We start from the raw sequence: 12093 nt of genomic DNA, 5'->3' as shown, positions 1-12093 counted from the left end.
TCGGGGGAGGTTCGTAGAATCCCCGGATGGCTTCCCCCACCGACCTGCGCTCCGCCGACGCCCTGGAGGTGCTGCGCCGGGTCTTCGGCTACGACGCCTTCCGCGGCTTCCAGCAGGAGGTGATCGACCACGTGGTGGCCGGCGGCGACGCGCTGGTGCTGATGCCCACCGGCGGCGGCAAGTCGCTGTGCTACCAGATCCCCGCGCTGGTCCGCGACGGCGTGGCGGTGGTGGTCTCCCCGCTGATCGCGCTCATGCAGGACCAGGTCGACGCGCTGACGGCGGTCGGCGTCCGGGCCGGCTTCCTCAACTCGACCCAGGATCTCGACGCCCGCCGGGTGGTGGAACGGGCCTTCGTCGGCGGCGAGCTGGACCTGCTCTACCTCGCCCCGGAGGCGTTGGGCACCCGAGGGGCGCAGCAGCTGCTCGACCGGGGCAGGATCGCCCTGTTCGCCATCGACGAGGCGCACTGCGTGTCGCAGTGGGGGCACGACTTCCGCCCCGACTACCTCGCCCTGTCGATGCTGCACGAACGCTGGCCCGACGTGCCCCGCATCGCGCTCACCGCCACCGCGACCAGCGCGACCCGCGACGAGATCGCGACCCGGCTCAAGCTCACCGACGCCCGGCACTTCGTGGCCAGCTTCGACCGGCCCAACATCCAGTACCGGATCGTGCCCAAGCGCGAGCCGCGCAAGCAGCTGCTGAGCCTGCTGCGCGACGAGCACCCCGGCGACGCGGGCATCGTCTACTGCCTGTCGCGCGCCTCGGTGGACAAGACGGCGGAGTTCCTCACCGCCAACGGCGTCGCCGCGCTGCCCTACCATGCCGGCCTGGACGCGGCGACCCGCGCGCGCAACCAGCAGCGCTTCCTGCGCGAGGACGGCCTGGTGATGGTGGCGACCATCGCGTTCGGCATGGGCATCGACAAGCCCGACGTCCGCTTCGTCGCCCACCTCGACCTGCCGAAGTCGGTCGAGGGCTACTACCAGGAGACCGGTCGCGCCGGGCGCGACGGGCTGCCGTCGACCGCCTGGCTGGCGTACGGGCTCCAGGACGTGGTGCAGCAGCGCAAGATGATCGAGACCTCCGACGGGGACCTCGCCCACCGGCGCAACCTCGCCGCCCACCTCGACGCGATGCTCGCCCTCTGCGAGACGGTCCGCTGCCGGCGCGGCCAGCTGCTCGACTACTTCGGCGAGAAGGCGGCCGCCGCCTGCGGCAACTGCGACACCTGCCTCAGCCCGCCGGAGTCCTGGGACGGCACCGTCGCGGCGCAGAAGCTGCTCTCCACGGTCTTCCGGCTCGACCGGGAGCGCAACCAGCGCTTCGGCGCGGGGCACTGCGTCGACATCCTGCTCGGCCGCACGACCGACAAGGTCACCCAGTACGGCCACGACTCGCTGACCGTCTTCGGCATCGGCGGCGAGCTGCGCGAGGCCGAGTGGCGCGGCGTGGTGCGGCAACTGCTGGCCGAGGGGCTGCTGGCCGTCGAGGGCGACTACGGCACGCTGGCCCTCACCGAGGCCAGCGCGGAGGTGCTGGGCCGCCGCCGCACGGTGATGATGCGCCGCGAGCCGGAGAAGGTCGCCTCGTCCCGGTCGGCCAAGCCACGCGGGGCGGCCACCGTCGTCGCCGAGTTGTCCCCGACCGCCGCCGGGGTCTTCGAGCGGCTGCGCGCCTGGCGGGGGGCCACCGCCAAGGAGCAGGGCGTCCCGGCGTACGTGATCTTCCACGACGCCACGCTGCGGCAGATCGCCACCGACGCGCCCACGTCGCTGGCCGAGCTGTCCGCGGTCAACGGCGTCGGCGAGAACAAGCTCGCGAAGTACGGCGAGCAGATCCTGGCCGTCCTGGCCGAGTGACGGCCGGCCGGCCGCGCCACCCGGTCAGGCGTCGCCACCCGGTGTCGGCGCGGCCAGGCGTCGGCGCGCGGGCCGACGTGCCGCCGACGGCGGCGCGGTCAGTCCGCCGCCGGGGTCTTCGCCTCGCCGCCCAGCGCGGCGAGGATCGCCTCGGCGGTGCGCCGGCCCACGCCGGGCACCTCGGTGATCTCCTCCACGGTGGCCGCGGAGAGCCGCTTGAGCGAGCCGAAGTGCCGCAGCAGCGCCTTGCGCCGCACCTCCCCCAGGCCGGGCACCCTGTCCAGCGCCGACTCGGTCATCCGCTTGGAGCGCCGCTGCCGGTGGAAGGTGATGGCGAAGCGGTGCGCCTCGTCGCGCACCCGTTGCAGCAGGTAGAGCCCCTCCGAAGTCCGCGGCAGGATGACCGGGAACTCGTCGTCGGGCAGCCAGACCTCCTCCAGCCGCTTGGCCAGGCCGCACAGCGCCACGTCGTCGACGCCCAGCTCCGCCAGGGCCTGGGCTGCCGCCGCGACCTGCGGCGCACCGCCGTCGACCACCACCAGCTGCGGCGGGTACGCGAACCTGCGCGGGCGCCCGGTGGTCGGGTCGATCAGGGTGCCGACGGTGCGCTCGTCGGACCCGCCGGGCTGGTGGGGCTCGTCGGGCTCGCCCTGCCCGGCCGGGGCGACGGGGTCGTCGGCCGGCTCGACGCCCGCCTCGCCGGTCTCGGCGCGGGCGTCGAGGTAGCGGGCGAAGCGGCGACGCAGCACCTCGGACATGGCGGAGAGGTCGTCGGTGGCGCCCCGGATGATGAAGCGCCGGTATTCGCTCTTGCGGGGCAGCCCGTCCTCGAAGACGACCATGCTCGCCACCACGTCGGTGCCCTGCATCTGGGAGATGTCGAAACACTCGATGCGCAACGGCGAGGTGCGCATGTCGAGCGCCTCGGTGATCTCGTCGAGCGCCTTGCTGCGGGTGGTCAGGTCGCCGGCCCGGCGCAGCTTGTGCCGGGCGAGGGCGTCCTTGGCGTTGCGCTCGACGGTCTCCAGCAGCGACCGCTTGTCGCCGCGCTGCGGCACCCGCAGACTCACCCGGCTGCCCCGGTGACCGGAGAGCCAGTCGGCCAGCGCGTCGGCGTCGGCGGGCAGCGCCGGCACGAGCAGCTCGCGGGGCACGTCGGCCTCGCCCTGCTCGCCGCCGTAGACCTGGGTGCAGAAGTGGTGCACCAGATCGCCCGTGCTCAGCTCCTCGGTCTTCTCCACCACCCAGCCGCGCTGACCACGGACCCGGCCGTCGCGCACGTGGAAGACCTGGACGGCCGCTTCGAGGGGGTCGTCGGCGAACGCGACCACGTCGGCGTCGGTGCCGTCACCGAGCACGACGGTCTGCTTCTCCATCGCCCGGCGCAGCGCGGCCACGTCGTCGCGCAACCGGGCCGCCCGCTCGAACTCCAACTGCTCGCTGGCCTCGGTCATCTCCCGTTCGAGCCGGCGCACCATCGTGTCGGTGCGGCCGCCCATGAAGTCGCAGAAACCGTCGACGATCTCCCGGTGCCGCTCGGGGGTGACGCTGCCGACGCAGGGGGCCGAGCACTTGCCGATGTAGCCCAGCAGGCAGGGGCGGCCCACCTGGCCGGCGCGCTTGAACACCCCGGCCGAGCAGGTGCGCGCCGGGAAGACCCGCAGCAGCAGGTCGAGCGTCTCGCGGATCGCCCAGGCGTGCGAGTAGGGCCCGAAGTAGCGCACCCCCTTGCGCTTGGCGCCCCGCATCACCTGCAACCGGGGAAACTCCTCGTCGAGGGTGACGGCGAGGTAGGGGTAGGACTTGTCGTCGCGGTAGCGGACGTTGAACCGCGGGTCGTACTGCTTGATCCAGGTGTATTCGAGCTGGAGCGCCTCGACCTCGGTGCCGACGGTGACCCAGTCCACCGACTCGGCGGTGGTGACCATCTGCTGGGTGCGCTGGTGCAGGCCCCACAGGTCGGCGAAGTAGGAGTTGAGCCGGCTGCGCAGGTTCTTCGCCTTGCCGACGTAGATCACCCGGCCGGTGCCGTCGCGGAACCGGTAGACCCCCGGTGACTCCGGGATGGTGCCGGGCGCGGGGCGGTAGGTCGAGGGGTCAGCCACGGCAGCAAGCGTAGTCCGCGCCCCCGACAGCTCCCGGGACGGCGCGTCCCCGCCCCGCCCGCCCGCCAGCCGTGCCACGCCCCGGTCATGCCGGCCGTCCCAGGCCGGGGGCGAACCCCCGCCGGCCCGAAATTGCGGTGCCGCCGGAAACGCTCCCAGCTAACATCCGCCCCTGGCGGAGGCGACGCGAGGGGGGTACGGGGACATGGGCGCGAACCCCGCGGGACGCAGCCGAGGGGGTGCCGTCCTCGTGGCGGCGCTCACCGTCGACTCGGTCGGCAACGGGCTGTTCCTGCCCCTGTCGCTGGTGTACTTCCTGCGGCTCACCGACGTGCCGCTGGCGCTGCTCGGGGTGCTGCTCAGCGCGGCGACCGTGCTCACCCTGCCGGTACCGCTGTGGGCGGGATCGCTGGCGGACCGGTTCGGGGCGCTGCCGGTGGTCGTCGCCTCCCAACTGCTCCAGGCCGCCGGCTATCTGGCGTACGCCTGGGTGGGAGGGCCCGTCGGCGTCTTCGTGGCGGCGGCGCTGGTCGCCGTCGGCGTGCGGTTCTTCTGGTCCGCCGTCTTCACGGCGGTCGCCGACTACGCCGACGGCAGCCCGGGCGGCTGGGCCCGGGACACCTGGTACGCGATCAGCAACGGCGCCCGTACCGCCGGGCTGGCGGTCGGGGGCCTGACCACGGGCGTGGTGGTGGCCGACGGGCGGGCCGCCACCTACCGCGCGGTGGCCTACGCGGCGGCGGCCTGCTTCGCCCTCGCCGCGGTGCTCATCGCCGCCTGCGTGCGGATCCCGCCGGCCACCGACCGCCCGGCGGGATCCGGACGGGGCGGGTACGCCGCGCTGGTCCGGGACCGCCCGTTCCTCGCCCTCATCGGCCTGAACACGGTCTTCGCGCTGAGCAGCATGATGCTCGGCCTGGCCCTGCCCACGATGATGCTCACGGACCTGCGGGGCCCCGCGTGGCTGACCTCCGCCGTCCTGGCCGGCAACGCGTTCCTCGTCGCCCTGCTGTCCGCGCCCGTCGGCGCCCGCCTGCCGCACCACCGCCGCACCCGTGCGGTCGCGCTGGCCGCCGCCCTGTGGACGGTCTGGGGCCTCGCCATGGCGACCCTCGGCCCGGGGCGCCTCGGCGTAGTGGCCGCGCTGCTGGTCGCGGCGACGCTGCTGTTCACCGTCGCGGAACTGGTGCACGCGCCGGCCTCCGCCGCGCTGGCCGCGGCCGCCGCCCCGGTCGCCGCCCGGGGCCGCTACCTGGCGGCCTTCCAGTACTCCTTCGCCATCGCCTCGATGGTCGCGCCGGCCTTCTTCGGCACCCTGTACGAGGTCGACACCGCCGCGCCCTGGCTGGCGCTGGCGCTGCTCAACGCCGTCGGCGTCGCCGGCATCCTGCTGTTGGAGCGGAGCCTGCCGCCGGCCGCCCTGCGGGAGCCGCCGCCGACGGGCGAGCGGCCGGCGGTCGACGTGGGCGCCGCCGCGGACTGAGCGGTCGACGTGGGGGCGCCGCCGCGGACTGAGCGGGGCCGGCGGCCCGGACGGGCCGCCGGCCGCGCCGGGCCGGTCAGGCCAGCGAGATCTGGTCGCCGGTGACCTTGACGTTCTTCGGCGGGAGCGGCTTGGTGGCCGGGCCGCCCTTCACCGAGCCGTCCTCGATCGAGAACTTGCTGAAGTGGCAGGTGCAGTTGATGGTGCCGCCGTCGACGTTCGTCACCGGACAGCCCTGGTGGGTGCAGATCGAGTCGAACCCCTTGAACTCGCCCTCGCGCGGCTGGGTGATCACCACGCCCTGGGCGGGATAGACGGTGCCGCCGCCGACCGGGATGTCGGCCGTACGGGCCAGCGACTGCGCGCCCTCGCGGTCGCCGCCGCCGGCGTCACCGGTGCTGGGCACCGGCGGGCCGCCGCTGGTCGGGGCCGCCCCGTCGCCGGAGTCGTCGCTGCCGCAGGCGGCCAGGACCACCGCCGCGCCGACCGCGCCCGCGCCAGTGAGGAGGGCGCGCCGCGTCCGCGCCGCCGGCCCGGTCAGCCCCTGATCGTCACTCATGCCTCGCCCTTCTCTCGGCTGCCGCCGCCTGGTCATGATCCGCGGCCACACTCGGGTACACGGATCACTCTGCCCGACGGTTCACCCGATCGGCGACCGTGGGGCCGTCCCGGCGGGCGTGGGGCCCGCCCGGACGGCCACACGGTCCGCACCGGTGGTCGGCAGGCGCGCCGTCAGCGCGCCCCGGCCGGCACCTTGCGGGCGCGGGGCTTGGTGCCGTTGGCCTTGGCCGCCCGGGAGGTGGCCGCCGCCGCGCCCTTCGCGTCGCCGTCGAGCCTGAGCGCCTGCCGCAGGAAGTGACCGGTGTGACTGCCGGGCACCTCGGCGACCTCCTCGGGGGTGCCGGTGGCGAGCACCGTGCCGCCCCGGTGGCCGCCCTCGGGGCCCATGTCGATCAGCCAGTCGGCCGTCTTGATCACGTCGAGGTTGTGCTCGATGGTGATCACCGTGTTGCCCTTGTCGACCAGCCCCTCGAGCACCATCAGCAGCTTGCGGATGTCCTCGAAGTGCAGGCCGGTGGTCGGCTCGTCGAGGACGTAGACCGTCCGCCCGGTCGAGCGCTTCTGCAACTCGGAGGCGAGCTTGACCCGCTGCGCCTCGCCGCCGGAGAGCGTCGGCGCGGGCTGGCCGAGCCGGACGTAGCCGAGGCCGACGTCGACCAGCGTCTTGAGGTGCCGGTGGATGGCCGGGATGGCGGAGAAGAACTCGGCCGCCTCCTCGATCGGCATCTCCAGCACGTCGGAGACGGTCTTGCCCTTGTAGTGCACCTCCAGGGTCTCCCGGTTGTAGCGGGCGCCCTTGCAGACCTCGCACGGGACGTACACGTCGGGCAGGAAGTTCATCTCGATCTTGATGGTGCCGTCGCCGGAGCACGCCTCGCAGCGGCCGCCCTTGACGTTGAACGAGAACCGGCCGGGGCCGTACCCCCGGACCTTGGCCTCGGTGGTCTCGGCGAAGAGCTTGCGGACGTGGTCCCAGACCCCGGTGTAGGTGGCCGGGTTGGACCGCGGCGTGCGGCCGATCGGCGACTGGTCGACGCCGACCACCTTGTCGACGTGCTCCAGCCCGGAGACCCGGGTGTGCCGGCCGGGGACCAGCCGGGCCCCGTTGATCTGGTTGGCCAGCACCGCGTAGAGGATGTCGTTGACCAGCGTCGACTTGCCGGAGCCGCTGACCCCGGTGACGGCGATGAGCTGGCCGAGCGGGAACGAGACGGTCAGGTTGCGCAGGTTGTGCTCGCGCGCGCCGTGCACCACCAGCTCCCGCTCAGGGGTCTGCGGACGGCGCCCCTGCGGCGTCGGGATCGACCGGCGGCCCGACAGGTAGGCCCCGGTCACCGACTCCGGGTTCTCCAGCAGCGCCGGCACGGAGCCGCTGTGCACGATCTTGCCGCCGTGCTCGCCCGCGCCCGGGCCGATGTCGACGATCCAGTCGGCGGTGCGGATCGTGTCCTCGTCGTGCTCGACGACGATCAGCGTGTTGCCCAGGCCGCGCAGCCGGACCAGGGTCTCGATCAGCCGGTGGTTGTCGCGCTGGTGCAGCCCGATCGACGGCTCGTCGAGGACGTAGAGCACGCCGACCAGGCCGGAGCCGATCTGGGTGGCCAGCCGGATGCGCTGCGCCTCGCCACCGGAGAGGGTGCCGGCCGGGCGGTCCAGGGACAGGTAGTCGAGACCGACGTCGAGCAGGAACTTCAGCCGGGCGTTGATCTCCTTGAGCACCCGCTCGGCGATCATCTTCTGCCGGTCGGTCAGCTCGATGCCGGCGAGCAGGTCGGCGGCCTCGCCGACGGAGAGGTTGCAGACCTCGGCGATGCTCTTGCCGGCCAGGGTGACCGCGAGCACCTCGGGCTTGAGCCGGGCGCCCCCGCAGGCCGCGCAGGGCACGTCGCGCATGTAGCCCTCGTACTTCTCCCGCGACCACTCCGACTCGGTGTCGGTGTGCCGGCGCTCGATCCACTGCACCACGCCCTCGAAGCCGGTGTAGTAGGAGCGCTCGCGGCCGAACTTGTTGCGGTAGCGCACGTGCACCTGGTCGTCGGAGCCGTGCAGGATCGTCTTCTGCGCCCGCGACGGCAGGGCCCGCCACGGCGTGTCGACGTCGAAGTGCTCGGCCGCGCCGAGGGCCTCCAGCAGGCGCAGGAAGTATTCCAGGTTGTGCCCGGTCGACCAGGGCTGGACCGCGCCCTCGCGCAGGGTGCGCTCCGGGTCGGGGACGACCAGCTCCGGGTCGACCTCCTTCTTGGTGCCGAGGCCGGTGCACTCGGGGCACGCGCCGTAGGGCGCGTTGAAGGAGAAGACCCGGGGCTCCAGGTCCTCGATCGCGAGCGGGTGGTCGTTGGGGCAGGCCAGGTGCTCGGAGTAGCGCCGCTCGCGTTCCGGATCGTCCTCGGGCAGGTCGACGAAGTCGAGCAGGACCAGGCCGTTGGACAGGCCCAGGGCGGCCTCGACCGAGTCGGTCAGCCGCTGCTTGGCGCTCGGCTTGACCGTGAGGCGGTCGATCACCACCTCGATGGTGTGCTTCTCCTGCTTCTTCAGCTTCGGCGGCTCAGTCAGCGGGTGCACCACGCCGTCGACCCGGGCCCGGGCGTAGCCCTTGGCCTGGAGTTCGGCGAAGAGGTCCACGTACTCGCCCTTGCGGCCGCGCACCACGGGCGAGAGCACCATGAACTTGGTCCCCTCGGCCATCGCGAGGACCCGGTCGACGATCTGCTGCGGGGTCTGCCGGGAGATCCGCTCGCCGCAGACCGGGCAGTGCGGCTGGCCGATGCGGGCGAAGAGCAGCCGGAGGTAGTCGTAGACCTCGGTGATGGTGCCCACCGTCGAGCGCGGGTTGCGCGAGGTGGACTTCTGGTCGATGGAGACCGCCGGGCTCAGGCCCTCGATGAAGTCGACGTCCGGCTTGTCCATCTGGCCGAGGAACTGCCGCGCGTACGACGACAGCGACTCCACGTAGCGGCGCTGCCCCTCGGCGAAGATCGTGTCGAAGGCCAGGCTCGACTTGCCCGACCCGGAGAGCCCCGTGAACACGATCAGGGCGTCCCGGGGCAGGTCGAGACTGACGTCACGCAGGTTGTGCTCGCGCGCGCCACGGATGATCAGTCGGTCGGCCACTGTCCGTGTACTCCCGGGTGAAGAAGATGAGGAGGAATTGTCCGCTCCAAGGCTGGTTTGAGCGGTTGTCTGAGTGGTTGTGGGCGCGCAGAAAGGCGCCTCGGCAACTCTAGCCCCGAGGTACGACAACTTCCCTCGCCGGCACATTCCCCCAGCTCAGCCCGGTCCGCCGTGACGAGGAACCGGCCCGCCGCGCCGAGGGAACGGTCCGCCGTAAGCGAGGAACCGGTCCGCCGCGCCCGAGGAGACGGGCGGGGCCGGTCGTCGACCGGCCCCGCCCGCGCGTACACCCGTCAGGGGCGGGCGGCCCGCCGCCGCCCGGAGCGCCAGCCGCCGCGCCGCTCCGCGGCCAGCCGCGTCTCCCGCCGCCGGCTCTCGTACGCCACCTCCCGCTGCAACCGCCGCCAGCTCTCCCAGCGCCGCGCCGGCAGCTCGCCGGTCTCCAGCGCCTCGCGCACCGCGCAGGCGGGCTCCCCGTCGTGCCCGCAGTCGGCGTACCGGCAGCCGGTGGCCAGCTCGGCGATGTCCGCGAACGCCCGGTCCAGCCCCGCCGAGCCGTCGAGCAGGCCGACCGCCCGTACCCCCGGGGTGTCCAGCACGGCGCCGCCGCCGGGCACCGGGAGCAGCGCCCGCCAGGTGGTGGTGTGCCGGCCCTTGCCGTCGACGCGCCGGATCGCCTGCGTCGGCATCAGCGCCGCCCCGGCCAGCGCGTTGACCAGGCTCGACTTGCCCGCGCCGGACGGGCCGAGCAGGCCGAGCGTGCGGCCGGGCACCACCTCGGCGCGCAGCGGGTCGAGCCCGGTGCCGTGCTCGGCGCTGACGGCCAGCACCGGCACCCCCGGGGCGATCCCGGCGAGCTGGCGCGCGACGGCCTGCGGGTCGGCCGCCAGGTCGGCCTTGGTGAGCACGACCAGCGGCCGGGCGCCGGACTCGTGCGCCAGGGAGAGCAGCCGTTCGATGCGGCCGACGTCCGGTTCGGGGTGCACCGGCTCCACCACGGCGGCAGCGTCGAGGTTGGCGGCCAGCACCTGGCCGCTGGCGTCCTTGCCGGCGGTCCGCCGGACGAGGGCGGTGCTCCTCGGCAGCACCGCCTCCACGGTGACGTTGCGGTCGGGCCAGGTGCCCAGCAGCACCCAGTCCCCCGCGCAGGGTAGGCGGGTCAGGTCGCGGGCGGCGGCGGCCAGGACCGCCCCGCCCAGGGTGGCGCGGACCGGGCCGTCCGCGCAGAGCACGGTGCAGACGCCGCGGTCCACCCGGGCCACCCGGCCCGGTCGGTGCCCGCCGCGTCGCGGTACGTGTGCCGCCCGCTCGGCATCCCAGCCGAGGGCGGTCAGATCGATGGTCATGGCATCCTCATCGGTGTCGCAGTGGTTGACGCACGCGTGCTGCTACCGGCATGGTCACCACCTCCCCCGCCGTCCGGTGCCGCGTTCCACGCCGACGGTAGGACGCGCCGCGGCGCGCCGAAAGCGATTTCCCCGGCGACGCGGGGTCCCCCGGCGGATAGGGTCGGTGGGTGACCATGGATCCGCTTCTGCTGACAGGCGAGGTGGACGCGGCCACGGACCGTCTGCTGCGGACCGCGGCCACCCTCGACGACACGGGCCTCGCCGCCGCCTCGCTGCTGCCCGCCTGGAGCCGGGGGCACGTCCTGGCTCATCTGGCCCGCAACGCCGACGGCTTCGTCAACCTGCTCACCGCGGCCCGCACCGGCGAGCCGATCCCGATGTACGCCTCCGCGGCGGCCCGGGACGCCGACATCGACGCCGGTGCCGCCCGCCCGCCTGCCGCCCACCTGGACGACCTGCGCCGCTCGGCCGACCGGTTCGCCGAGGCGGTCGCCGCGATGCCGGTCGAGGCGTGGGCGGCCACCGTCCAGACGCGGCGCGGCCCCTGGCCGGCGGCCATGCTGGTCTGGGGCCGGCTGCGCGAGATCGAGGTGCACCACGTGGACCTCGACGCCGACTACCGGCCGACCGACTGGCCCGAGGCGTTCGGCCACCGGCTGCTGCACGAGGTGGTCGGCGACCTCGCCGACCGCGCCGACGTGCCGCCGATGGTGCTGCGCTTCGACGGCAGCCGGCACGAACTGGTCGTCGGCGACCGGAGTGCCGCGCCCACGGTCGCCGGCGCCGCCCCCGAACTCGCCGCCTGGCTGATCGGCCGCAGCCCGGGCACCGTGCTGACCGTCACCCCCGACGGCCCCCTGCCGCAACCACCGGAATGGATATAGACGACCTCATGACCTACAGCGGAGACGTCACGCCCGGCGGCGCGCCGGCCGTACGCGAGCTCGACGGGCTCACCATCACGAAGGTGTCCGTGGGCCCGATGGACAACAACGCCTACCTGCTGCGCTGCCGGGCCACCGGCGAGCAGGTGCTGATCGACGCCGCCAACGAGGCGCCCCGGCTACTCGAGCTGGTGGGCGACGCGGGGCTGGCGACGGTGGTCACCACCCACCAGCACATGGACCACTGGGTGGCGCTGGAGGAGGTGGTCGCCAAGACCGGCGCCCACCCGCTGGTGCACGCCGACGACGCTGCCGGGCTGCCGATCGAGGCCGAGACGCTCGCCGACGGCGACAGCGTGCCGGTGGGCGAGTGCGCGCTGGAGGTGATCCACGTCAAGGGCCACACCCCCGGCTCGATCGCGCTGCTCTACCGCGACCCGGCGGGGTCGCCGCACCTGTTCACCGGCGACAGCCTCTTCCCGGGCGGGGTCGGCAACACCGACAAGGATCCGGAGCGGTTCTCCGCGCTCATCGACGACGTCGAGCACAAGCTCTTCGACCGGCTGCCCGACGAGACCTGGTTCTACCCGGGTCACGGCAAGGACAGCACGCTCGGCGCGGAACGTCCCGCGCTGCCCCAATGGCGCGCCCGCGGCTGGTGAACCTCAGCGGGGCCGGGCGCGATCCGCGCCCGGCCCCACTCCCCCCGTTGGTCCCCCACTCCCCCCGTCGGTC

At 73.8% G+C, this 12093-nt stretch carries 8 protein-coding genes; 4 read left to right on the top strand and 4 right to left on the bottom strand.

Features of this window, described 5'->3' with window-relative positions; all coding sequences use genetic code 11:
- The first annotated feature begins 26 nt into the window (after positions 1-26).
- A complete protein-coding gene (gene recQ / locus ACLQ22_RS14625) occupies positions 27-1865 on the top strand; it encodes a DNA helicase RecQ (protein ID WP_425692728.1) in 1839 nt (612 codons plus the stop codon).
- Positions 1866-1963: 98 nt separating this feature from the next.
- On the opposite strand, the gene uvrC is transcribed toward recQ, so the two are convergent.
- Positions 1964-3970: an excinuclease ABC subunit UvrC gene (gene uvrC / locus ACLQ22_RS14620; RefSeq protein ID WP_425692727.1), complete on the bottom strand. Its 2007-nt coding sequence runs from the start codon at positions 3968-3970 to the stop codon at positions 1964-1966.
- 205 nt (positions 3971-4175) lie between these two features.
- On the opposite strand from uvrC, the gene ACLQ22_RS14615 reads away from it, so the two are divergent.
- Positions 4176-5453 carry an MFS transporter gene (locus ACLQ22_RS14615; RefSeq protein WP_425692726.1) on the top strand — a complete coding sequence of 426 codons (1278 nt, stop codon included), beginning with the start codon at positions 4176-4178 and terminating at the stop codon, positions 5451-5453.
- A gap of 76 nt (positions 5454-5529) precedes the next feature.
- On the opposite strand, the gene ACLQ22_RS14610 is transcribed toward ACLQ22_RS14615, so the two are convergent.
- The 3 genes from ACLQ22_RS14610 to rsgA all read right to left on the bottom strand — a co-directional run bounded on the left by ACLQ22_RS14610 (position 5530) and on the right by rsgA (position 10471).
- Positions 5530-6012, bottom strand: a complete 483-nt coding sequence (locus tag ACLQ22_RS14610; protein ID WP_425692725.1) for a Rieske (2Fe-2S) protein — start codon at positions 6010-6012, stop codon at positions 5530-5532.
- A 173-nt stretch (positions 6013-6185) separates the two neighbouring features.
- The gene (uvrA, locus tag ACLQ22_RS14605) at positions 6186-9125 is read right to left on the bottom strand and encodes an excinuclease ABC subunit UvrA (RefSeq protein ID WP_425692724.1); all 2940 of its coding nucleotides are present in this window, start codon (positions 9123-9125) and stop codon (positions 6186-6188) included.
- A 293-nt stretch (positions 9126-9418) separates the two neighbouring features.
- Complete coding sequence (gene rsgA / locus ACLQ22_RS14600) at positions 9419-10471, bottom strand: ribosome small subunit-dependent GTPase A (protein WP_425692723.1); 1053 nt, start codon at positions 10469-10471, stop codon at positions 9419-9421.
- A gap of 170 nt (positions 10472-10641) precedes the next feature.
- Between rsgA and ACLQ22_RS14595 the strand changes: the two genes are divergently transcribed.
- On the top strand, positions 10642-11358 hold the full coding sequence (locus ACLQ22_RS14595; RefSeq protein WP_425692722.1) for a maleylpyruvate isomerase family mycothiol-dependent enzyme: 717 nt from the start codon (positions 10642-10644) through the stop codon (positions 11356-11358).
- Positions 11359-11366: 8 nt separating this feature from the next.
- Positions 11367-12020 (top strand): MBL fold metallo-hydrolase, encoded by a 654-nt coding sequence (locus ACLQ22_RS14590; RefSeq protein ID WP_425692721.1) that lies wholly within the window; start codon positions 11367-11369, stop codon positions 12018-12020.
- Positions 12021-12093: the final 73 nt, after the last annotated feature.

The sequence above is a fragment of the Micromonospora sp. DT178 genome (assembly GCF_049841695.1).
GTDB lineage: Bacteria > Actinomycetota > Actinomycetes > Mycobacteriales > Micromonosporaceae > Micromonospora.
Note: the sequence above shows the minus strand (reverse complement) of the source record. Positions and strands in the feature narration are given on the sequence as shown.